The organism is Nocardia aobensis NBRC 100429 (assembly GCF_000308375.1).
GTDB lineage: Bacteria > Actinomycetota > Actinomycetes > Mycobacteriales > Mycobacteriaceae > Nocardia > Nocardia aobensis.
On record NZ_BAFQ01000074.1, the window covers coordinates 1 to 21,701 of the forward strand.

The 21,701-nt window shown below is 67.9% G+C and carries 18 protein-coding genes; 9 read left to right on the forward strand and 9 right to left on the reverse strand.

Annotated features, from left to right (window positions below):
* Nucleotides 1-85: 85 nt before the first annotated feature.
* The 3 genes from RJ03_RS10145 to RJ03_RS10155 form a co-directional block, all read right to left on the reverse strand.
* Nucleotides 86-751 (reverse strand): aldo/keto reductase, encoded by a 666-nt coding sequence (locus tag RJ03_RS10145; RefSeq protein ID WP_051024523.1) that lies wholly within the window; start codon nucleotides 749-751, stop codon nucleotides 86-88.
* Nucleotides 752-880: 129 nt separating this feature from the next.
* Entirely contained in the window at nucleotides 881-1,405 is a 525-nt protein-coding gene (locus RJ03_RS10150; protein ID WP_036500617.1) for a ribonuclease FAU-1 family protein, read from the reverse strand.
* An 85-nt stretch (nucleotides 1,406-1,490) separates the two neighbouring features.
* Complete coding sequence (locus RJ03_RS10155; protein WP_083870723.1) at nucleotides 1,491-2,054, reverse strand: DUF402 domain-containing protein; 564 nt, start codon at nucleotides 2,052-2,054, stop codon at nucleotides 1,491-1,493.
* A gap of 863 nt (nucleotides 2,055-2,917) precedes the next feature.
* Here RJ03_RS10155 and uvrB point away from each other — a divergent pair.
* Nucleotides 2,918-5,101, forward strand: coding sequence for an excinuclease ABC subunit UvrB (gene uvrB / locus RJ03_RS10160; protein ID WP_036500654.1), 2,184 nt, complete (start codon nucleotides 2,918-2,920; stop codon nucleotides 5,099-5,101).
* Between the two features lie 71 nt (nucleotides 5,102-5,172).
* On the opposite strand, the gene RJ03_RS10165 is transcribed toward uvrB, so the two are convergent.
* Nucleotides 5,173-5,643 carry a VOC family protein gene (locus tag RJ03_RS10165; RefSeq protein ID WP_036500620.1) on the reverse strand — a complete coding sequence of 157 codons (471 nt, stop codon included), beginning with the start codon at nucleotides 5,641-5,643 and terminating at the stop codon, nucleotides 5,173-5,175.
* Between the two features lie 76 nt (nucleotides 5,644-5,719).
* Here RJ03_RS10165 and RJ03_RS10170 point away from each other — a divergent pair, with 76 nt between their 5' ends.
* From RJ03_RS10170 to RJ03_RS10180, 3 genes are all read left to right on the forward strand, one after another.
* Nucleotides 5,720-6,625: an AraC family transcriptional regulator gene (locus RJ03_RS10170; RefSeq protein WP_232329401.1), complete on the forward strand. Its 906-nt coding sequence runs from the start codon at nucleotides 5,720-5,722 to the stop codon at nucleotides 6,623-6,625.
* A gap of 104 nt (nucleotides 6,626-6,729) precedes the next feature.
* Nucleotides 6,730-7,143, forward strand: a complete 414-nt coding sequence (locus RJ03_RS10175; RefSeq protein ID WP_036500622.1) for a DoxX family membrane protein — start codon at nucleotides 6,730-6,732, stop codon at nucleotides 7,141-7,143.
* Nucleotides 7,144-7,584: 441 nt separating this feature from the next.
* The gene (locus tag RJ03_RS10180; protein WP_036500624.1) at nucleotides 7,585-8,037 is read left to right on the forward strand and encodes a universal stress protein; all 453 of its coding nucleotides are present in this window, start codon (nucleotides 7,585-7,587) and stop codon (nucleotides 8,035-8,037) included.
* Between the two features lie 27 nt (nucleotides 8,038-8,064).
* Here the strand turns inward: RJ03_RS10180 and RJ03_RS10185 are convergent, their stop codons facing one another.
* Both RJ03_RS10185 and RJ03_RS10190 read right to left on the reverse strand, forming a co-directional pair.
* Nucleotides 8,065-10,443, reverse strand: coding sequence for a HelD family protein (locus RJ03_RS10185; protein ID WP_051024524.1), 2,379 nt, complete (start codon nucleotides 10,441-10,443; stop codon nucleotides 8,065-8,067).
* A gap of 201 nt (nucleotides 10,444-10,644) precedes the next feature.
* Nucleotides 10,645-11,985 carry a diguanylate cyclase domain-containing protein gene (locus RJ03_RS10190; RefSeq protein WP_306304668.1) on the reverse strand — a complete coding sequence of 447 codons (1,341 nt, stop codon included), beginning with the start codon at nucleotides 11,983-11,985 and terminating at the stop codon, nucleotides 10,645-10,647.
* 305 nt (nucleotides 11,986-12,290) lie between these two features.
* Between RJ03_RS10190 and RJ03_RS10195 the strand changes: the two genes are divergently transcribed.
* Both RJ03_RS10195 and uvrA read left to right on the forward strand, forming a co-directional pair.
* Complete coding sequence (locus tag RJ03_RS10195; protein WP_036500627.1) at nucleotides 12,291-13,433, forward strand: beta-ketoacyl synthase N-terminal-like domain-containing protein; 1,143 nt, start codon at nucleotides 12,291-12,293, stop codon at nucleotides 13,431-13,433.
* A 131-nt stretch (nucleotides 13,434-13,564) separates the two neighbouring features.
* Nucleotides 13,565-16,519 (forward strand): excinuclease ABC subunit UvrA, encoded by a 2,955-nt coding sequence (gene uvrA / locus RJ03_RS10200; RefSeq protein WP_036500629.1) that lies wholly within the window; start codon nucleotides 13,565-13,567, stop codon nucleotides 16,517-16,519.
* Between the two features lie 165 nt (nucleotides 16,520-16,684).
* Here uvrA and RJ03_RS10205 read toward each other — a convergent pair whose 3' ends face one another.
* On the reverse strand, nucleotides 16,685-17,983 hold the full coding sequence (locus tag RJ03_RS10205) for a hypothetical protein (protein ID WP_036500632.1): 1,299 nt from the start codon (nucleotides 17,981-17,983) through the stop codon (nucleotides 16,685-16,687).
* Nucleotides 17,983-18,204, reverse strand: a complete 222-nt coding sequence (locus tag RJ03_RS10210) for a hypothetical protein (RefSeq protein WP_036500635.1) — start codon at nucleotides 18,202-18,204, stop codon at nucleotides 17,983-17,985. Before RJ03_RS10210 ends, RJ03_RS10205 begins: the two co-directional genes overlap by 1 nt.
* A 209-nt stretch (nucleotides 18,205-18,413) precedes the next feature.
* Here RJ03_RS10210 and RJ03_RS10215 point away from each other — a divergent pair, with 209 nt between their 5' ends.
* From RJ03_RS10215 to RJ03_RS10225, 3 genes are all read left to right on the forward strand, one after another.
* Nucleotides 18,414-19,382, forward strand: a complete 969-nt coding sequence (locus RJ03_RS10215) for an NAD(P)H-dependent flavin oxidoreductase (protein ID WP_036500637.1) — start codon at nucleotides 18,414-18,416, stop codon at nucleotides 19,380-19,382.
* Between the two features lie 252 nt (nucleotides 19,383-19,634).
* Nucleotides 19,635-20,462: a class I SAM-dependent methyltransferase gene (locus RJ03_RS10220; RefSeq protein WP_036500638.1), complete on the forward strand. Its 828-nt coding sequence runs from the start codon at nucleotides 19,635-19,637 to the stop codon at nucleotides 20,460-20,462.
* A gap of 5 nt (nucleotides 20,463-20,467) precedes the next feature.
* Entirely contained in the window at nucleotides 20,468-21,082 is a 615-nt protein-coding gene (locus tag RJ03_RS10225) for a TetR/AcrR family transcriptional regulator (protein WP_036500640.1), read from the forward strand.
* Between the two features lie 53 nt (nucleotides 21,083-21,135).
* Here RJ03_RS10225 and RJ03_RS10230 read toward each other — a convergent pair whose 3' ends face one another.
* On the reverse strand, nucleotides 21,136-21,510 hold the full coding sequence (locus RJ03_RS10230; protein WP_051024526.1) for a DUF1844 domain-containing protein: 375 nt from the start codon (nucleotides 21,508-21,510) through the stop codon (nucleotides 21,136-21,138).
* Nucleotides 21,511-21,701 lie beyond the last annotated feature (191 nt).

A 21,701-nucleotide genomic window follows, 5' to 3' on the forward strand; every position in this document is an offset into this window, starting at 1 on the left:
GTCGAAAGCCGCGTCCGTGAGCGCGGATTCCCGGCCCCACGCCTGAATCCTGCTGCCTTCGGGCGCGGGCACGCCGCGTTTGTATTTACCGGTGAGCAGACCGCTCGCCAGGGGGAAGTAGGGGAGCAGACCGATCCCCGTAGTGCTCGAGCGCCGGCACCAGGTCGGCCTCGATCCCACGCTGCAGCAGGCTGTATTCGTTCTGCGCGCTGATGAACCGCTCGAGATTGCGGGTGCGGGCGGTCCATTCGGCGTCGGCGGTCTGCCAGCCGGTGAAGTTGGAATGGCCCAGGTATCGGATCTTGCCCTCGTGGACGAGATCGTCCAGCGCGGACAGCGTCTCCTCGATCGGTGTGGCCGGATCCGGGCGATGGAGCTGGTAGAGATCGATCCAGTCCGTGCGCAGCCGGCGCAGCGACTGCTCGACCGCGCGGCGGATGTAGCGGCGTGAGCCGCGCGCGCCCCAGTCCTCGCCGTTGTCCCCGCCGAGGCGGCGCACGTCGTTGCCGAACTTGGTCGCGATGACGACATCGTCGCGTCTGCCCTGCAGGATTTCGCCGATTCGCCGCTCCGATTCCCCGTAGGAGTCGGCCGTATCGATCAGGTTGATGCCGTGGTCGAGCGCGGCGTGCAGCACGGCTCTGCTCTGCTCGAGATCGAGCTTCATCCCGAAATTGTTGGTGCCCAGCCCGACGACCGAGACCGCGAGCCCCGAACTCCCGACACGACGCAACGACGACGACTCACCCATGGCTCTCCCGGTTCTCGAGGGGACGTGTACGACCAGGCTGGACCCTAGTGGCGTGGGCCCACCGCGGAGAAGAGTTCGGCGCAGCCCGACTCCTTCCCGCCGCCGTCGCACAGGGCTCGGCGCCGGGGCTCACCGCCAGCCGAGGGTGATACCTCGGGAGCGCAGCCAGGCTTCGAAATCGTGTCCGTGGGCGGCGATTCCGTCGATGGCGGCGGTGGCGGCCTCGATCGCCTGCTGGGCCTCGGACGCGCTCAGATATCCGGCGGCGTGGGCGGCCAGCAATTCGTCGACGTCGAGCAGAATCGCCTCCCGCCCGGTGCGCACGACGATGTCGAGGTAGTGGTCGACCGACTTCCACATCTGCGGGCCCGCCGGGGAGAAATCACCGATATCGAGGTAGAAGTCCTGATCGCGCGGGTGGGTGGGGCGGAAGTGGAAGACCGTGGCGCGGAGCGACAGCTGCGGTAGCAGCCAGGACTCGAGGTAGTGGAATTCCGGATGATCGGCGGTGCGGGCCATGTAGAGGCCCCAGGGTTCGGTCCGATACGTCTCGACCGGCCGCACGAAACCCTTGGGATCGGTATTGGTGGACCCGGCGAGGTCGAAGTACTCGATCTTCGGCCGATGCAGATCGACCACATGCCCCTGCGTCATGCCCCGAATCTACCGTCGCCGGCCCGCGAAACGCCCGCTCGCGCCGCGATTCGATGATCATCGGCGCGAGCGGGTGGTGACGCGGTTACAGCCAGTGCAGTGTGACGCCCTGGGTGGTGAGCCAGCGTTCGAAGTTGTGATCGTGCGAGGCGATACCGTCGACAACGGCGGTGGCCTGCTCGAACGCCCGCTGGGCCGTCTCGGCCGACACGTGGCCGGCCGCGTGCGCCGCGAACAGCTCGTCGACCCCGCGCAGCTCGCAGACGTGGCCGTTGCGGGCGACGATGTCGATGTAGTGGTACTCGGCCCGCCAGCGTTTCGGCTCGATCTTGGCGAAGTTGCCGATGTAGATGTGATAGATCGGATCGCGATCGTGTGCCGCGTTGACGTGATGCATGGTGACGCGGACCGACTGCTTGGGCAGCAGCCAGGTCTCGGTGTAGCGATAGGGCGGGGTGTCGGCCGCCCGGACCAGATACAGGCCCCACGGCTCGGCGTGATAACTGTCGACCGAATGGACGAAACCGCGAGAATCGGTTCTGGTGAGATCGGCGATGTCGAAATATTCGACGTGCGGTCTGTGTGCCGTGCCCGACGGTGGCACCGGAATCGGTGTTTTTCGGCCCGGAATGTTGCGACTCGACGGCATTGGGCTGACTCCATTGGGCGCGGCAGTGCGCAGAGTCCGGGTGACACGTTCAGCGAGGAAACCGGCCATTACACTTGCCCTTCTCGACTTCCGACCGGATCAGCGTACACCCGGGCAACCGTCTCCGGCGGGGTGAAAACGACACGGAATCCGGCTGATTCGGCTGTGTCGTCATCGTCGAGCCGCCCTGCTCTACCAGACATTTCGGGCATTTGGTCGCTTGATTCACTGCTGTGCGCGCGGTTGCCGAGGCAATGCTCCCGGAGGCCCGGCAAACCTCCGGCCGGACCTGTCGCCATGGCCGGCGGCGGCACTTCGGTGGCGCCGCTGTGCGGGGCTCTGCCGTCGCTTCGGGCGAATTGTCGAATTATTCTGCGGGGCAATGCGTCCGGCCTGTTGTGGTCGAAAAGCGGGGACATGAATCGAATTGTTCGAAATGTCCGAACGAGTCGGCCGGGAATTGTGGTGTCGGTGACGCGGGTCCGTCGAATTGATCGGGATAGGGCGTGTTCCGGAGGGTCGAACCGGTTCCGCCGCCGGCCGGTTGTGCCGACGTCCGATCGGACGGCTCCGGTTCGCCGTGGACGATGCGGGCCGGTGTGGGTGCGGGGCGTCGGCCGAGCCCGCTGTGATGGTCCTCGCCTCGGGGGTCGGTGGGCCGCTGGTTTTGCCGTGTGGTTGCCCTGGGGGGCCGGTGCATCCGCCGCCGCGGTCGCAGTCGCGGGGCGGCGCCCGGACCACCCGGCGGCAGCGCCCGTGCCCGTCGATACGCAGTCGTGGCCGAAAAATGATCGCCGGGTGTGTCGCTGTGCCCGCGGTCACGGCGCCGGAACTTGTCGGTGCCGCGGCTTACCCTGGTGACCATGGCTTTCGCAACGGAGATCCCCGCGGATTCGGACGCACCCGGCGAGCAGCCGCTGGCGCATTCGGAATTCCGGCCGATCGGGGCGATCGAACGCTCCGACGGGCGGTTCGAGGTCGTCAGCGAGCATCGGCCCGCCGGTGACCAGCCCGCCGCGATCGCGGAGCTGGAGCGGCGGTTGCGTGGTGGCGAGAAGGACGTGGTGCTGCTCGGCGCCACCGGTACCGGCAAATCGGCCACCGCGGCCTGGCTGATCGAGCGGGTCCAGCGCCCGACCCTGGTCATGGCGCCGAACAAGACCCTGGCCGCCCAGCTGGCCAACGAACTGCGCGAGATGCTTCCGCACAACGCGGTGGAGTACTTCGTCTCCTACTACGACTACTACCAGCCCGAGGCCTACATCGCGCAGACCGATACCTACATCGAGAAGGACTCCTCGATCAACGACGACGTGGAGCGGCTGCGCCATTCGGCGACCTCGAGCCTGCTCTCGCGCCGCGATGTCGTGGTGGTCGCCTCGGTCTCGTGTATCTACGGCCTGGGTACTCCGCAGTCCTATCTGGACCGCTCGGTACAGCTCGAGGTCGGCGCAGAGGTCGAGCGCGACCGGCTGCTGCGCCTCCTGGTCGATGTCCAGTACACGCGCAACGACATGGCCTTCACCCGCGGTTCGTTCCGGGTGCGCGGCGACACCGTCGAGATCATTCCCTCCTACGAGGAACTCGCGGTCCGCATCGAGTTCTTCGGCGACGAGATCGAGGCGCTGTACTACCTGCACCCGCTCACCGGTGATGTGGTGCGCCAGGTCGACACCCTGCGCATCTTCCCGGCCACCCACTACGTGGCCGGGCCGGATCGGATGGAGCGCGCGGTCGGCGATATCGAGACCGAACTCGAACAGCGGCTCGCGGATCTGGAGCGGCAGGGCAAACTGCTCGAGGCGCAGCGGCTGCGCATGCGCACCCAATACGACCTGGAGATGATCCGGCAGGTCGGGTTCTGCTCCGGTATCGAGAACTATTCGCGGCATATCGACGGCCGTCCGGCCGGTTCGGCGCCGGCGACCCTGCTCGACTACTTCCCGGAGGACTTCCTGCTGATCATCGACGAGTCGCACGTGACCGTGCCGCAGATCGGCGGCATGTACGAAGGCGATATGTCGCGCAAGCGCAACCTTGTCGAATACGGTTTCCGGCTGCCCTCGGCGGTGGACAACCGCCCGCTCACCTGGGAGGAGTTCGCCGACCGGATCGGCCAGACCGTGTACATGTCCGCGACGCCCGGCCCGTACGAACTGGGCAGTACCGGCGGTGAATTCGTCGAGCAGGTGATCCGCCCGACCGGACTGGTCGACCCGCAGGTGGTGGTCAAACCGACCAAGGGCCAGATCGACGATCTGGTGCACGAGATCCGCACCCGCACCGAACGCGACGAACGCGTCCTGGTCACCACCCTCACCAAGAAGATGGCCGAGGATCTCACCGACTATCTCCTGGGCATGGGCGTGCGCGTGCGCTACCTGCATTCGGAGATCGACACGCTGCGCCGCGTCGAACTCCTGCGGCAGCTGCGGCTGGGCGAATACGACGTGCTGGTCGGCATCAACCTGCTGCGTGAGGGCCTCGACCTGCCGGAGGTGTCGCTGGTCGCGATCCTGGACGCCGACAAGGAGGGCTTCCTGCGTAGCGCCACCAGCCTCATCCAGACGATCGGGCGTGCCGCGCGCAACGTCTCCGGCGAAGTGCATATGTACGCCGACAAGGTGACCGATTCGATGCGCCAGGCCATCGACGAGACCGAACGGCGGCGGGCCAAGCAGGTCGCCTACAACGAAGCCAACGGCATCGATCCGAAACCGCTGCGCAAGAAGATCGCCGACATCCTCGATCAGGTCTACCGCGAGGCCGACGAGACCGAGGTGGAGGTCGGGGGATCCGGGCGCAATGCCAGCCGCGGCCGCCGAGCCCAGGGTGAACCCGGCCGCGCGGTGAGCGCCGGGGTGTACGAGGGCCGCGATATCGCGAACATGCCGCGCGCGGAACTGGCGGATCTGGTCGCCCAGCTGACCGATCAGATGATGAACGCCGCCCGCGAATTGCAGTTCGAGCTGGCCGGGCGATTGCGCGACGAGATCGCCGACCTGAAGAAGGAGTTGCGTGGTATGGATGCCGCCGGGCTGAAATGAGTTCCCGCGCAGCGTCTTTCCCGCACACGCGGCGGTGCCCCGGCCGGACCGGGGCACCGGCGCGGCCCGCGTCAGCTCTGCGTGGCCATCCACTCGTCGACCCGGCGCTCGGCCTCCTCGCGCGAGACGTCCTCGACCCGGGTCATGACCACCCAGCGATGTCCGAAGGGATCCATCACCAGCCCGTAGCGGTCCCCGGTGACGAACGTCTGCGGCTCCTCGACCCGGGCGGCGCCGTGTTCGGCGGCGCGGGCGACGACCGCGTCGGCATCGGGGCAGTAGTGCACGATGCTGGTGTGCACCCAATCCGATTCGGGTGCGCGCACCCCGTGTTCGGGGATGGGCATACCCATCTGGATGGTGGAATCGCCGATCGCCAGTTCGGCGTGCGCCGGTTGCCCGTCGGGAAGGTCGTTGCGGCTGAGCACCTTCGCGCCGAAGACCGCGGAGTAGAACTCGATGGCCTTGTTGCCGTCGGGTACGGCCAGGAAACAGTTGATGGAGTGATAACCCTCGGGAATGGGATTGACGTCGTTGCTCATAGGTACAACTCTCGGCCACCGCGGGGAATGGATCTTGTAAGAAAGCGACAGCCTCGTCCGCGGCGGGAGACGGGCCGTGCCGACCGGTGACGGGCGCGCGAAAGGCGCTGCGCTGCATCCGGTTCCGGTGCCTCCGCCGGAGGTCACCAAGGGCATCCTGCATCCCCGCGAGCAGGAGCGTCATCGTCGGCTGATCCGGTTGCCGGCCGGCCCGCAGACGGCGGAATTCGTCGAATGGTATTGGTCGGTCTCCTGGGATCTGCGCGGCCGCCCGCCCTATCAGGCGCAGGTGCTGCCGTTCCCCTCGGTCAACGTCAGCTTCGAGCGATCCGCCACCCGAACCGGCGGATTCGTCAACGGTGTGACCACCGGCAAATTCGTGCGCGAACTGACGGGGCAGGGGGTGACCTTCGCCGCCAAATTCCGTCCCGGCGGCTTCGGCGCCTTCACCGGCATCGACGTCGGCGCCCTGCGCGATACCGCGATCGAACTGACCGAGGTGCTGCCGGAGGCCGCGGGCCTGACCGAACGCGTGCTGGCGACCGACAGCGCCGAGGAGCGCCGCGACATCGTCGACGCCTATTTCGCCCGCGCCGCGGGCCGCCGCGCACCCGATGAGAACTACCTGCTGGTCTTGCGGATCATCGCCGCGATGGAAGCCGAGCCCGAGCTGACCCGGGTCGATCAGGTCACCGCCCGTTTCGGCATTCCGATCCGCACCCTGCAACGCCTGTTCCGCCGCTACGTCGGCGCCGGGCCGAAATGGGTGCTGCGCCGCTATCGGCTCCAGGACGGCGCACAACTGCTGGCACAGGGCCGCACCGACGATCTGGCGACCCTGGCGCTGGAACTCGGCTATTTCGATCAGGCCCATTTCAGTCGCGAATTCGCGAACGAGATCGGAATGGCGCCGCTGGAATACGCCCGCGCATCGCTACTGTCACACCACGCCTCACCGGGCGATCCGGCGCCGGATCGCTGATTCGTTTCAGCCACCCCGGTTCCGGGAATATCCGAACTCATAAGTAGTTGAATGCTGTACTACCAGCCCGGCGGCAGTGCTGCCGGCCGACAGAGGAGTTGGCGATGAGTGTTCTGGTGCTGATCGGGCGCATTCTGTTCGTCATATTGTTCGCGAGTTCGGCGATCGGGCATCTGACCCAGGCCGACGCGATGACCGGCTACGCCCGCAGCAAGGGTGTTCCGATGGCGAAGGAGGCGGTGCTGGGTTCGGGGGTGGTCCTGCTGCTCGGCGCCTTGAGCGTGCTGCTCGGGGTGTGGGCCGATCTGGGTGCGCTGCTGCTGTTCGTCTTCCTGCTGCCGACCGCATTCCTGATGCACCCGTTCTGGAAGGAATCCGATGCGCAGGCCAAACAGGGCGAGATGATTCATTTCAACAAGGATCTCGCATTGGCCGGTGCGGCCCTGATGCTGTTCGCCTTCTTCGCCCGTGTGGACGATCTCGGCGCCACAATCACCGGACCGTTATTCCACCTCTGACGAACGCGGAACGACCCGCATTCCACATTCGGCGGTTATTGCCTCGCGTATCCGGAAACCACCGGAATCGGTTCTCGCCGCCGGGAATTGTGAGTTCTCACCATCACGCCCGGGTGCGCTCTGTGCATCCGGGCAATCGCGGTCCGTGCAATTGGGAAAACCCTTCTGTGACGAAAATCCCAGGGCCACAATCGGGTTCGCGACTGCGACGGCGATCGCAGCGCGACGCCGCCGGGTTCGGGATCAGCGCTGGTGAGACGGGTCGCGCGGCCGCCCGTACGGCGAATGTGTCCTGCGGATCGCAGGGCGCATCGATGTGATGTATTGCGATTGTCGATGATTCCGGCGCGATAACGGTTATGGTCTAGCGCAGTTGCCCGCGCGGGTTTCTGCTCCGGAATTGCGCGCAGGCATCCGCCCACTTGTACGTTTGGAGGAAAGATGACCGCCTACCGGTCCATTGTCGTCGGTACCGATGGCTCGGATTCGTCGTATGTCGCTGTCGAGAAGGCTGCCGCGCTGGCCGGCGACGCGGGCGCCACCCTGTACGTCGCGTGCGCGTACTACCCGACCGACGACCGCGATGTGGCCGCCGCGGCCGACGTCCTCAAGGACGAGGCCTACCAGGTGCGCGGCTCGGCTCCCACCAACGAGATCCTGCGGGTCGCGCGGGACAAGGCGGCCGCCGCCGGGGCGACCAACATCGTGGAGCGGGCCGTCGTCGGCGAACCCGTCGAATCGCTGCTGAACCTCGTCAAGGAGGTGGAGGCCGATCTGCTGGTCGTCGGTAACCGCGGCCTCAACACCCTGGCCGGGCGCCTGCTCGGTTCGGTGCCCTCCGATGTCGCCCGCAAGTCGCGCAGCGACGTCCTGATCGTGCACACCGTCCGCTGACCTTCGCGTGACCGGCCGCCCGGGGCCTCAGCGCAATGCGCCGAGGACCTCGGGCAGCGTGCCGGTGTGAACCACCGATAATCGCTGAGTGGCACGGGTGAGCGCCACGTACAGATCGTTGAGCCCGCGCGGCGATTCGTCCAGGATGGCCTGCGGTTCCACCAGCACGACCGCGTCGAACTCGAGGCCCTTGACCTCGGCCACCGTCAGCACCTGCACGGAATCGCCCGCCAGCGAGGCGAATTCGCTCACCGTCGCATGCGGGGCCAGGACCGCCGTGATACCGGGCTTGCCGGCCTCGGCGGCGACGAGTTCGGTGACCGCGGCCAGCGAACCGCCGGCCCCCACCTGCACGGCCCGCGGCGGAAAGCCGGATTCCCGGACCGACCGCGGGATGGTCGCCTCCGGATCGATCGCCGCTAGCACATCGGCGGCCACCGCCATGATCTCGGCGGGCGTGCGGTAGTTGACCGTCAGTTCCGTGAGCTTCCAGCGCTGTGCGACATAAGGTTCCAGCATCCGCTGCCACGACGACGCCCCCGCCGGATCGCCGGTCTGCGCCACATCGCCGACCACCGTGACCCAGCGATTCGGAATGCGCCGCATCACCATTCGCCACGCCATCTCCGACAGTTCCTGCGCCTCGTCGATGATCACGTGTCCATACGTCCAGCTGCGATCGCCGGCGGCCCGCTCCGCGGTCGTCTGACGATTGCGCACGTGCTGGCGCTCGGCGAGCTGGCCGGCGTCGATCAGGTCGTAGGCCATCAGGATCTCCGGATCCAGGTCGTCCTCGAGGTCCTGCGGCGCCGAACCGGTCAGGATGTCGAGCGCCTCCTGCGCCTCGGCCAGCTGCGCACGCCACCGCCGGCGGGAGCGCTCCCGCTCCTCGGCGTCATCGATGCCCAGCAATTCGGCCAGCTCGTCGAGCAGCGGCGCGTCCGCGGCCGCGAAGGCGGGCCCGTTCGCCGGGTCGAGGGCGCGGAACAGCTCCTTGCGGTCCTCGGCGCTGAGCCGGTCCGCGGCATGCGCCAGCCGCTCGGGTTCGGCCCACAGGTCGGCGAGCACCTGCTGGGGGGTCAGGATCGGCCACAACTGCGCGATCGCGCGCTGAATGCCGGCGTCGGCGCGCATCTCGTCGCGGATCTCGGTCAGATCGGCCTGGCTCAGCAGATTGCGCCCGGTATTCGATGGGCGGCGGCCGGCGGCGGCATCGGCTTCGTCGACGGTGTCGGCGAACTGGTCCTTACCGATGATCTGTGCCAGCTGGTCGGTCAGCGCGTCGACCACCGAGGCGGCGAAGATCGGGCGGGCGAGGTTGTGCGGGCGGCGCGAGGAGCGGGCCCGGCCGCGAGCGCGGGTGGCGATCTTGCGATCCAGCGTCAGCTCGTACCCGTCGAAGTCGAGGCGGACCGGGTCACGCGGCACCTCCTGCCGGTCGCGCACCGCCTTCTTCAGCACATCGAGCATATCGAGCGAACCCTTGAGCTCGCCCGCGCGCAGCGAATCCTCCAGTGTCGCTTCGACTCCCGGATACAGATTGCCGATCGTGGACAGCAGCACACCGGTCTCGCCCAGCGACGGCAGCACCTGGCCGATGTAGTCGAGGAAGGTGGAATTGGGGCCGATGATCAGCACACCGGCCTTGTCGAGCTGCTGACGGTAGGTATAGAGCAGATACGCCGCGCGATGCAGCGCGACCGCGGTCTTCCCGGTACCCGGACCGCCCTGGACGACCAGGACGCTGCGATGTTCGGAGCGGATGATGGCGTCCTGCTCGCCCTGGATCGTCTCGACGATATCTGTCATATGGCCGGTGCGCGCCGCGTTCAGGGCGGTGAGCAAGGCGCTCTCACTGCCGACGCCGCCGTCGTCGGACTCGATCGCGCCGGCGCGGCGCGCCATCTCCAGATCGAGGTATTCGTCGCTGATTCCGGTCACGTTGCGATTGCGCGAGCGGATGTGCCGACGACGAGTCACCCCGTCGGGGGCGGCGGTGGTCGCGAGGTAGAACGGCCGGGCCAGCGGGGCCCGCCAATCCAGCAGCAGGGTGTTGTAGTCGTCGTCCTCGTCGAGGATGCCGAGGCGGCCGATGTAGCGGTACTCGGCCGTGTCGCCGGTGTCCTCGGTGTTCTCCGCGGCCAGATCGATACGGCCGAAGCACAGCCCGTTCTCGGCGGCGTCGTATTTTGCCAGATCCTCGGAGTAGAGCTGGGTGAACGATTCGCGTTCGCTGCGGGCCTGCGGGGTGCCACCGGTTTCCAGCAACACCGTCCGCAGCCGGCGCTGTGCGTATTCGCGCATACCGTCCAGCCGCTGATACAGCAGGGTGAGATAGCTCTGCTCCCGCTCCAGTTCGGCGGCGCGATCGGTGGCGGGGCGATCCTCGGTGAGGCGGTCGGGCAAAACGGAACTCCTTGTCACCACAGGGGCCGAGCGGGCCGCGCGCGAAGAGAACGGAATCGTCGAGTCTAGTTGGGGTTCGCCGGACTCGCTGTAGTCGCAGGTGAACGCGCCGCGAACACGGTAGCGAAATGTTGCACTACCAGGCCCGTGCGATCGGCACGACGGACAGCAGCGCGTGTTCGACGATCGTCCGCTGATCTTTCAGGAGGCGTGGGTGTTGTTCGGCCGCCGTCCCAGCACGTTGCTCTCCGAGGTCGCCGGTTTGGCACGGTACATCGCCAGATCCGCGTCGTGCAGCACCGCTTCGGGAGTGCGCGGATCACCCGGACGCAAAGCGGTGACGCCGATCGAGGCCTCGATGTGGATGCGGTGGCCGCGCGCGATGATCGGCTCGGCCATGGTCTGGCGCAGCCGGGCGATCAGTCCGTCCAGATCGTCGGGCTGGGTACGGCCGGACAGCAGGACCAGGAATTCGTCGCCGCCGATGCGGCCCACCACATCGTCGGTGCGCAGGCCGCGCTGCAGCCGCTGGGCCACGATCTGCAGCACGGTATCGCCGATCGCGTGGCCCAGGGTGTCGTTGATGGCCTTGAATCCGTCGAGGTCGATGAACAGCACGTTCGACACCGGCGACTGTTCGTCGACGCCCAGCGCGGTCGCCAGCCGCGAGAGCACCAGCGACCGATTGGCCAGCCCGGTGAGCGGGTCGTGGGTCGCTTGATACTCCAATTGCCTTCGGCTGGCACGGAATTCGGTGACGTCGTTGAACGAGGAGACGGCCGGCGAGTCGGGTGCGCCGGGGTTGAGCAACCGGCTCGAACCCGACAGCCAGCGCCGCTGCCCGTCCGGGCGGTCCACGCCGAACACGTAGCGGGAGATGGTTTCCCCGGTGGCCAGCGTCCGCGCCACCGGGTGATGGCTCGGCGCCAGCGGCTGGGCGTTCGCGTCCAGCAGCGCAAGCGGCAGCGAATCGATGCGGCGGCCGATCAGATTGTCGCCGTCCTGACCGAAGATGCGCAGCGCCGCCGGGTTGATCGACTCGATCCGGCCCTCGCGGTCGATGACGACCACACCCTCCTCGAGTTGCGACACCACGGCCGTGAAATGGTGTTCGGCCCGGCGTTGCGCGGCCTCGGCCCGGCGTTGCGCGGTGAGGTCGTGGATCACCACCTGATAGGCGAGCCGGTTCTGCCAGACGGTGAGCACCGAGACCGTCTCGACGTCGACGGCCTGGCCGTCGCAGCGGATCAGGGTCATTTCCGCTGTCTCGGACGCGTCGCCGGTCTGGTGCAGCCGGTCGATGCGCTCGAGCATCGCCGGCAGGTCGCGATGCGCCACGAACTGGGCGACCGGATGTCCGACCACCTCGTCCACTCCCGGGGCGGCCAGCAGCCGCACGATCGCCGGATTGGCGAAGACGACGACGCCGTCCTCGTGCACGACGACACCGTCGGGACTGTGCTCGACCAGCGTGCGATACCGCTGGGCGAGTTGTTCGGCGTCCATCACGCCGTCGGACCGGTTCTCACCTGCCTCAACCACATGTAACCCCCTGATCATGGTCTGTCAGGTCAATTGGCGCACGGGATCATTCTGATGGTGACGTACCGCGGATCACAGTGTGGACGGTATTGGTTCGGTCACAGTTCAGGTGCTGATCGGGCCTGTGAGTGATCATGACAGGTGCCCGTTCCCGCGGTATCGGCGAAGGGTACGCTGTCGGGTTCGGGTTCGGTCCGGTCGGGGGACCGGACCGGGTGTGACGCCGGAGGCAGTAGCCCAGGCAGGGTGTAGGAGCGCGAATGCCGAACACGACCCCGATATCAACTCGAGAATATCAAGATCGTATGCCGATCGCAGGTATCGGCGTGGTCAGCGGTTACGGCTGGGGCCGGGAAACGCTGTGGCGCGGTCTGCACACCGGTAAGGCGGCCGCCCGGCTCTACCCCGGCTACGGCCCCGATCGCGACGAATACGCGTGGGTTGCGCTGGTCCCCGACGGTGGTGACGAGTCGCTGAGCCCGAGCCGCTACGCCCGCGCGGTGCAGGAGGCCGCGCGCGAGGCGATCGCCGACGCGGCCGAACGAGGCTGGCGTCCGGGCGGCACGGTCGGGGTGATCCACGCGATCGTGCTCGGCGATGTGCGGGACTGGGAGGACTTCTACCTCACCGACCACAGCCGCCGTCGTTCCCGCGGCTATCTGCGGCTGCTGCCCTCGACCCCGATTTCGCTGCTGATGCAGGAGTTCGGCTTCCACGGACCGTCGATGAACGTCTCGGCGGCCTGCAGTTCGGCCAATGTCGCGCTGATCACCGCGCAGATGTGGCTGGATCAGGGTTTCGCCGACGACGTCGTATGCGTGACCACCGACCTGTCGTCGAGCCCCGATATGGTCCACCACTTCGTGCAGATGGGCGCGGCGGTGATCGACGCCGATCCGCTGGAGGCGTGCCGGCCGTTCCAGGAGGGCAGCCGGGGATTCAGCTTCGGCGAGGCGTCGGTGGCGTTCGTGGTCTCGCGGCAGGTGGAGCGGCCGTACTGCGCGATGCTCGGCGGGGCGATGACCAATGACGCTTATCACGTCGTGTCCGTGGACCCCGGTCTGGAGCGGATACTGGACTGTACGCACCGGGCCCTGGACCGGGCCGGGGTGCGCCCCGGGGACGTGAGCTACTACAACGCCCACGGTCCCGGAACCCGGCAGTGCGATGTGGCCGAACGGGCCGTGCTGGCGCGGATCTTCGACGACCGCCCGCAGGTCTATTCGATCAAACCGCTGACCGGACATTGCATGGGTGCGGCGGCCGGCGTCGAGATCGCGGCGACGGCCCTGGGTTACGAGCGCGGCGTCGTGGCGGCGCCGCCGATCGTGGCCGAGGCGCATCCTCGCCTGCTGGACGGACCCACCCCGTTCGACGGCGGATTCACGGTGAAGACCTCGCTCGGTATGGGCGGGCACAACTCCGTGGTGGTGCTCGGTCCGGCGTGACGACCGGGCCCGCTCGCGGCGGTGCCGGCGGGTCCGCTCGCGGTCGTGTCGCCGAACTTGTCGGTGGGTGTGCCTAGCATGGCGTCCGGGGAGATTCTGGACGCCGAATTTCGATCGAGAAGGGACAGCCGGTGGCGGATCTGTTGACCGTGCGCGGAGCTCGGGAGCACAACCTGAAGGGAGTGGACCTCGACCTGCCACGCGACAGCCTCATCGTGTTCACCGGACTCTCCGGATCCGGTAAATCGAGCCTCGCCTTCGACACCATCTTCGCCGAGGGCCAGCGCCGCTACGTCGAGTCGCTGTCGGCGTACGCGCGCCAGTTCCTGGGGCAGATGGACAAGCCCGATGTGGATTTCATCGAGGGACTCTCCCCGGCGGTGTCGATCGACCAGAAGTCGACCAACCGCAACCCGCGCTCGACCGTCGGCACCATCACCGAGGTCTACGACTATCTGCGCCTGTTGTATGCCCGCGCCGGAACGCCGCACTGCCCGGTCTGCGGTGAGCTGATCGCCAAGCAGACTCCGCAGCAGATCGTGGATCAGGTGCTGGAGATGGAGCCCGGCACCCGCTTCCAGGTGCTGGCTCCGGTGGTGCGGACCCGCAAGGGCGAATTCGTGGACCTGTTCGACCAGCTCAACACCCAGGGCTACTCCCGGGTGCGCGTCGACGGCGTGGTGTATCCGCTCACCGAGCCGCCGAAGCTGAAGAAGCAGGAGAAGCACGACATCGAGGTCGTGATCGACCGGCTGGCGGTGAAGCCGACTTCCAAACAGCGACTGACGGATTCGATCGAGACGGCGCTGCGGCTGGCCGACGGCATCGTGGTCCTGGACTTCGTCGACCGCGACGAGCACGCACACGACCGCGAGCGGCGGTTCTCCGAGAAACTGGCCTGCCCGAACGGTCACCCCCTCGATATCGAGGATCTGGAACCGCGGTCGTTCTCCTTCAACTCGCCCTACGGCGCCTGCCCGGACTGCACCGGTCTCGGCATTCGCAAGGAGGTCGATCCGGAACTGGTGGTACCCGATCCGGAACTGAGCCTCAACGACGGCGCGATCGCCCCGTGGTCGCGCGGGCAAACCGCCGAATACTTCAACCGGTTGCTGTCCGGGCTGTCCGAGGCGATCGGCTTCTCGATGGACGCGCCGTGGAACACGTTGCCGCTCAAGGCCCGTAAGGCGGTGCTCGAGGGCAGCTCCGACCAGGTGCACGTGTCCTACACCAACCGCTACGGCCGCAAACGGTCCTATTACGCGGATTTCGAGGGCGTGATGCCGTTCCTGCAGCGGCGGCTGGAGAGCACCGAATCCGAGCAGATGAAGGAGCACTACGACGGGTACATGCGCGATGTGCCGTGCCCGGTCTGTAGCGGTGCGCGGCTGCGGCCGGAGATCCTGGCCGTCACGCTCAACGCCGAGGGCGGTCGCCGTTCCATCGCCGAGGTGTGTGATCTCTCGATCCGCGACTGCTCACGCTTCCTGAACTCGCTCGAGCTGGGGGAGCGGGAGGCCGCGATCGCCGGCCAGGTACTCAAGGAGATCCAGGCCCGGCTCGGCTTCCTGCTCGACGTCGGCCTGGAATATCTGACGCTGTCGCGGGCGGCGGCGACGCTGTCCGGCGGTGAAGCGCAGCGGATCCGGCTGGCCACCCAGATCGGCTCGGGACTGGTCGGCGTGCTGTACGTACTGGACGAGCCGTCCATCGGCCTGCACCAGCGCGACAACCGGCGTCTGATCGAAACCCTCACGCGGCTGCGCAATCTCGGCAATACGCTCATCGTGGTCGAACACGACGAGGACACCATCCACTCCTCGGATTGGGTCGTCGACATCGGTCCGCTGGCCGGCGAGCACGGCGGCCAGGTCGTCTACAGCGGTCCGTACCCGGGCCTGCTCGAGGATCCGAACTCGCTGACCGGCGCCTACCTGTCCGGCCGCGAGGTGATCGAGGTGCCGCTGGTGCGCCGGCCGGTGTCGAAGAAGAAGCAGCTCACCGTGGTCGGCGCGAATGAACACAATCTGCGCGGTATCGACGTGGCCTTCCCGCTCGGCGTGCTGACCTCGGTGACGGGCGTCTCCGGCTCCGGGAAGTCGACGCTGGTCAACGACATTCTGGCGACCGTCCTGGCGAACAAGCTCAACGGTGCGCGACAGGTGCCCGGCCGGCACACCCGGATCAACGGGCTCGACCATCTCGACAAGCTGGTGCAGGTCGACCAGTCGCCGATCGGGCGCACCCCGCGCTCGAACCCGGCCACCTACACCGGCGTCTTCGACAAGATCCGCACCCTGTTCGCGGCCACCACCGAGGCCAAGGTGCGCGGCTATCAGCCGGGCCGGTTCTCCTTCAACGTCAAGGGCGGGCGGTGCGAGGCCTGTTCCGGCGACGGCACGTTGAAGATCGAGATGAACTTCCTGCCGGATGTGTACGTGCCCTGCGAGGTGTGCCACGGCGCCCGCTACAACCGGGAAACCCTCGAGGTGCACTACAAGGGCAAGACCATCGCCGAGGTACTCGACATGTCGATCGAGGAGGCGGCCGAATTCTTCGAGCCGGTCACCTCGATCCATCGCTACCTCAAGACGCTGGTCGATGTCGGCCTGGGATATGTGCGGCTGGGCCAGAGCGCCCCGACCTTGTCCGGTGGTGAGGCCCAGCGCGTGAAACTGGCCGCCGAACTGCAGAAGCGCTCGACCGGGCGCACGGTCTACATTCTCGACGAGCCGACCACCGGCCTGCACTTCGAGGACATCCGCAAACTGCTCGCGGTGATCAACGGACTGGTCGACAAGGGCAATACGGTGATCGTCATCGAACACAACCTGGACGTCATCAAGACCTCCGACTGGGTGATCGATATGGGTCCCGAGGGTGGCTCCGGCGGTGGCACCGTGATCGCACAGGGCACGCCAGAAGACGTTGCGGCTGTGGGTGAGAGCTACACCGGTCAGTTCCTGCGCGAGGTCCTCGAGAAGCCGGCCACACCAGCGAAGACGTCCAAGGCGAAGAAGGCGCCGGCTGCCAAGGCGGCGGCCGCGAAGCCGGCCGGGCGCCGGAAGACCGCTGCCGTCGGCTGAGCCCCGAGTAGTACGCGACGGACCTGCTGGTTTCCGGCGGGTCCGTCGCTTCTCGACGCTGCTTCGGTGACATCTGTGCCGCCGTCCGGTATGCCCGATCAGGCGGGACGAACCCTTCTGTCTCTCGACGACTCGGCATCTGCGGGGCCGGTAGGTGCCGGCACTTCAGACGGCGTCCCAGCTGTCGGTTCCACGGCGGCGGCCGAGCTGCCGGCGCCGGAAGAAGACCTCCTCCACCGAGACCGAACTGGCGGCCACCGCGCCGGCGACCGTGGTCAATCGCGGGTCTTCGCTGCGTTCGTCCAGATGCCATTGCACGCCCGCGCGGCGTTCCGGAGGCAGCATCGCCCAGCGGCTGCCGATCCGCGTCTGCACCGAATGACCGCCCGCCGCAACGATATCCAGCAGGGCGGGCCACAGATCGGCCTCCGTGGCGTGCGAGGGCAGCGCCCCGATGGTGGCGTCGGACTGCTGCGCGAGCATATCGGCTAATGCCGGCCGCATCGTGGGATCGAGCTGTGCCAGGAGGGCGAACAGCCCACGCCAGGGCGACGGATCGGAGCAGCCCTCCAGCCCCTGCAGCAGGGCGGCGGCCACCGCGGTATCGGTGAATATCGGCAGTGCGGCCATCGCGGCCAGGGCGGGCGGACGCAGGGTGTCGAAGAAGACGGCCATATCGCGCACCGCCCCGCCGTGGATCGCGGTCGTCACCAGATTGCACAGCACGGCGGGCGTCCCGACGCCCAGCACGATATCTCCCACGTCGGCGACGACGTCGGCATCGCAGCGCGCGAAGATCGACAACGCCGCCAGCCGCAATTCCGGCGACCCGTGCAGAACGGTCTGGATCATGCGCGGCATCCGGCGCGCCGGGCCGTTCAGCAACTGACGCAGCACCGAGGTCAGGGCGCTGGTCGAGAACGCGAACGACGCCGAGAAGATCAGGCCTTCGTCGTCGGGCACGCCGCGCTCCACGGCCTCGATCAACCGTGGCGAGGCGTAGCCGAGAAACGGTCCGGCGGTGATGTAGTCGCGGCGGCGTAGCACCTCGTTGACGATCTGCACGATCGGTTCCGGCGGCGCGATATCGGCCAGTTCGCCGACCGTGCGCGGGTCCAGATACGGCGCGCAGTCGGCCGCGTAGCCGATGCCCAGCAGCGCGACGGTTTCGGCGGCCTTCTTCGGATGGTCGACGCCCACCGCCCCGGCCGCGCGCCCCGTCAACGCCGGCGGCACCAGCTTCTGCACCAGCGGCATCGAGATGCCGAGCGGGATGATCGGCACCAATCTGCTTATCCGCTTGAAGGTTTCGGCATGCTGATCGAAGACGATCGCGGCCATCCGCTGTTGTAATTCGTGCAGATTCCGGGCGCCGAGCCGTTCGAGATGCGCGAGTCGTTCCGGTGGTACGTGCAGGGTGCGGGCGAGCAGGATGAGCTGGGCGCGGGTTACCGGATCCGTCATCAGTCCAGCAGGTTCCCGAACATGATCTTCTTCGCCGGCGTGCGCAGCGGCCGCGGCAGGGCGCTGATCATCGCGTCCACCGACTGCGACAGCGCCTTCGCCTCCTCCTGACGTGCCTGTGTGAACAGCAGCAACAGGTCGGCGCACTCGTGATCGGTCAGTAGATCCGTGGCGGCGGTCGGGCCGCCGAGTTCGTGGTCCAGATCTCTTCTGGCGGTCATGCTGCACCCCGGTATCGTCACGTCTTCCGCTGGAACGTACCCATGAAGACATTCGGCGAATCATAGAAGGCGGCTACCGTGCGGCGAAGGCGAAAATGCCCGCATTGGGGCAAGTCACCGCGGCACGTGGGTGGTGCTCGAGCGCGATAACGACCAACCGGTCCGCATGCCGCCGCCCGTCCGCCGCACACACCTGCGACGATCGGGATATGGCGATCCCGACCGCATTCACCGACATCCTCTCCGTCCGCCACCCGATCGTGTCCGCGCCGATGGGTGGGGAAGCGGGAGGGGCGCTGGCCGCCGCGGTGTCCGAGGGGGGCGGCCTGGGGCTCGTCGGTGGCGGTCGCGGCGATCGGGAATGGGTCGAGCGCGAACTGCGACTGGTGCGCGAGAACACCACCGCGCCATGGGGAGTCGGCTTCCTGAGCTGGGCGATCGACCGGGCCGTCCTGGACCACGCGCTGTCGTTCGACCCCGCGGCGGTCCTGTTGTCCTTCGGCGATCCGCTGCCCTTGGCCGCGACCGTCCGGGACGCCGGTGCGGTGTTGATCGTCCAGGTCACCGATGCCGACGAGGCGCGCCGGGCGCTGGACGCGGGCGCGGATGTGCTGGTGGCGCAGGGCAGCGACGCCGGCGGGCACTGCGCCGCCCAGGGCATCGGGACCCTCTCGTTCGTGCCGACGGTCGTCGATCTGGCGGGTGCGGTGCCGGTGCTCGCCGCCGGTGGCATCGCCGACGGTCGCGCGATCGCGGCCGCCCTGGCGCTCGGCGCGGCCGGGGCGATGGTGGGTACGCGCTTCCAGGCGACTCACGAGGCCCTGGTGCCCGCCGAACTGGGCAAGGCCCTGGTCGATGCCACCGGCGGCGATACCGAGGTGAACTGGACCCTCGACATCGCGCGCGGCGCGCCGTGGCCGGAGAAGTATCCGGCCCGCACGCTGCGCAACACCTTCATCGACCGGTGGCGCGGTCGCGACGACGAACTGCGCACCGACGAGGCCGCCCTGCGCGAGTACCGTGACGCCGCCGCCCGCAACGACCTCACCGCGGTTCCGGTGTGGGCGGGCCAAGCCGTCGACCGGATCACCTCGATCGTCTCGGCTACCGAACTGGTGGGCGTGCTCGCCGCGGAGACGGACGCGGCGCTTCGGCGAATCACGTTGCGCGACAACTGATCCGCCCTCGCCTCGTGGTCGCTCCTCGGTGTTCGCGGGAGTGGTCGCGGTCGGCACCCCCAGGCGGTCGCGGCGTTCGATGATCCCCCGCCGGGCGACAGCCCGCTCGCCCCGATCCGGTCCCTCACGTCGAACGCAGATGCCGCTGGCACAGATCGTGCTGTGCCGGCACCTTGACGGCCGAATGTCTCGTCGGTCATTATGAACACACGTTCATGAACGCTTGTTCATAATAATTCCGAGGAGACCGCGATGACCCACATCGTCAACACCGCACAGTCCGAGGCGTGGAACGGATACGAGGGCGAACACTGGGCCGGCCACGCCGACCGCTACGACGCCGTGAACGACGGGATCAACGAGCCGTTGCTGGCCGCGGCGCAGGTCGGACCGGGAGATCGCGTCCTCGACATCGGTTGCGGCAACGGCCAATTGACGCGTGCGGCGGCGCGGCGGGCGGCCTCGGCGACCGGTGTCGACCTCTCCGGGCCGATGCTCGCGCGGGCACGCGTGCTCGCCGAAGCCGAAGGCGTGCAGAATGTTTCGTTCGAGCAGGGCGACGCGCAGGTGTTCGGCTTCGCACCCGGCTCCTACGATGTGGCGATCAGCCGGTTCGGCATCATGTTCTTCGCCGATCCGGTGGCGGCGTTCACCAACATCGCCCGCGCGCTGGGGGCCGGCGGCCGGCTCGCGGTGGCGGTCCCGGCCATGGCGGACTCCGAGATCGCCGGCGTCTTCGCCGCGGCGGCGGCGCATCTGCCCGGCTTCGAGGTGGGGCACGGCTTCAGCGCCTTCGCCGATCCCGCGGCCACCGCCGACCTGCTCGGCGCGGCCGGATTCGCCGGTGTCGGAAACGAACTCGTCGTCACCGACAGCGTCTGGGGCGCGGATGTCGACGATGCCACCGAATTCGTCGTGGGCTGGGGGCCGGTGCGATATCACCGGCTGCGCAACGACTGCGGCACCGATGCCGAGGTCCGGGCAGCCGTCGCCGCCGCGCTCGCGCCGTTCGCCGGTGACGGCCCGGTCCGGTTGCGCGCGGCCTCCCGGCTCGTCACCGCCACCGTCGCACTACCGTAGGGCTCATGTCACCCCGACGGGCGGCGGCACTGCACGACCGCGACGACCACGATCTGCGTGCCCATCTGATCGCCACCGCCGAGAGATTGTTCGCCGAACAGGGCGCCGCCGGGCTCACCGTGCGTGCCATCGCCCGGGCCGCCGGGGTGTCCGACGGGGTGCTCTACAACCATTTCGCCGACAAGGAGGAACTGCTCGCCGCGGCGCTGCGGTCCCATGTCGAATCGGTGGATCGAAGTTTCCCGCCGCTACCCGCCGCGGGCAGCGGCGAGCTCGCGGAGAATCTGGCGGTGTGCCTGCGCCAGGGGCTGGCGCTGCATCAGGCGGTATTGCCGGTATTCGCGGGCCTGCTCGCCCAGCCCGCGGTCCTGGCCAGGTTCGCCGAAACGGAAGGCCGGCAACGGATGTGGCGTGAACAGCTGGTCGACTATCTGCGCGCGGAACGTGATCTGGGCCGAGTGGCGGCCGACGCCGACGTCGATGCGGCCGCCGCCGTCCTGATCGGCATCTGCCACGACGCGGTGCTGTCGTCGTTGCTGTCGGGAACGCCGCGCCCGTTCGTGCCGCCCCCGGTCGACGCCGTCGTCGCCACCCTGCTGTCAGGGATCGCTGTCCGGTGAATTCCGGCGCGGCGCGGCCCCCGTTGTCACGCCGCGCCGAGCAGGGCCTCGGCTCAGTAGACCGGCCCGGTGTACTTCTCGCCCGGTCCCGCGCCCGGCGCATCCGGATGCGCCGACGACTCCCGGAACGCGCGTTGCAGCGACTGCAGACCCTCGCGGATGGGGCCGGCGTGCGGGCCCAGATATTCGACCGAGGCCGTCACCAGACCGGCGAGCGCCGTGATCACGCGGCGGGCCTCGTCCAGATCGCGGCGAGGGCTGGAATCGGGATCCTCGTCGGCGAGGCCGAGCTTCTCGGCGGCCGAGCTCATCAGCATCACCGCGGCCCGGCTGATCACCTCGACGGCGGGGATGTCGGCCAGCTCCCGCACCGTTTCCTGATCGGCGGACTCACTCAGGGCCGACGGGTCGGCGGCATGCTCGCTCATATCCGTAGCATGTCATCGAGTTCGCGTCGACGGGTTGCGGGGGCGGCCGATTGGGAGTAGAGGCGCCTGCGGTGTTAAAGTGGTCGGCGACGACCGCCCCGGTCCTGTGCTGGAACCGATCCAGTGCACCGGTTCGGGGCTGTAAGTGGAGCCCGACTCCCACCATCGGCCGGCCTGCGCGCCAGGTTCGA

What these genes read in the sequence shown, in the direction of transcription:
- RJ03_RS10220 (WP_036500638.1), top strand. Translation starts at nt 19,635, where the DNA reads ATGACCCACATCGTCAACACCGCACAGTCCGAGGCGTGGAACGGATAC.
- RJ03_RS10225 (WP_036500640.1), top strand. Translation starts at nt 20,468, where the DNA reads ATGTCACCCCGACGGGCGGCGGCACTGCACGACCGCGACGACCACGAT.
- RJ03_RS10155 (WP_083870723.1), bottom strand. Translation starts at nt 2,054, where the DNA reads ATGCCGTCGAGTCGCAACATTCCGGGCCGAAAAACACCGATTCCGGTG.
- RJ03_RS10150 (WP_036500617.1), bottom strand. Translation starts at nt 1,405, where the DNA reads ATGACGCAGGGGCATGTGGTCGATCTGCATCGGCCGAAGATCGAGTAC.
- RJ03_RS10230 (WP_051024526.1), bottom strand. Translation starts at nt 21,510, where the DNA reads ATGAGCGAGCATGCCGCCGACCCGTCGGCCCTGAGTGAGTCCGCCGAT.
- uvrB (WP_036500654.1), top strand. Translation starts at nt 2,918, where the DNA reads ATGGCTTTCGCAACGGAGATCCCCGCGGATTCGGACGCACCCGGCGAG.
- RJ03_RS10165 (WP_036500620.1), bottom strand. Translation starts at nt 5,643, where the DNA reads ATGAGCAACGACGTCAATCCCATTCCCGAGGGTTATCACTCCATCAAC.
- RJ03_RS10180 (WP_036500624.1), top strand. Translation starts at nt 7,585, where the DNA reads ATGACCGCCTACCGGTCCATTGTCGTCGGTACCGATGGCTCGGATTCG.
- RJ03_RS10215 (WP_036500637.1), top strand. Translation starts at nt 18,414, where the DNA reads ATGGCGATCCCGACCGCATTCACCGACATCCTCTCCGTCCGCCACCCG.
- RJ03_RS10195 (WP_036500627.1), top strand. Translation starts at nt 12,291, where the DNA reads ATGCCGATCGCAGGTATCGGCGTGGTCAGCGGTTACGGCTGGGGCCGG.
- RJ03_RS10175 (WP_036500622.1), top strand. Translation starts at nt 6,730, where the DNA reads ATGAGTGTTCTGGTGCTGATCGGGCGCATTCTGTTCGTCATATTGTTC.
- RJ03_RS10145 (WP_051024523.1), bottom strand. Translation starts at nt 751, where the DNA reads ATGGGTGAGTCGTCGTCGTTGCGTCGTGTCGGGAGTTCGGGGCTCGCG.
- RJ03_RS10210 (WP_036500635.1), bottom strand. Translation starts at nt 18,204, where the DNA reads ATGACCGCCAGAAGAGATCTGGACCACGAACTCGGCGGCCCGACCGCC.
- RJ03_RS10205 (WP_036500632.1), bottom strand. Translation starts at nt 17,983, where the DNA reads ATGACGGATCCGGTAACCCGCGCCCAGCTCATCCTGCTCGCCCGCACC.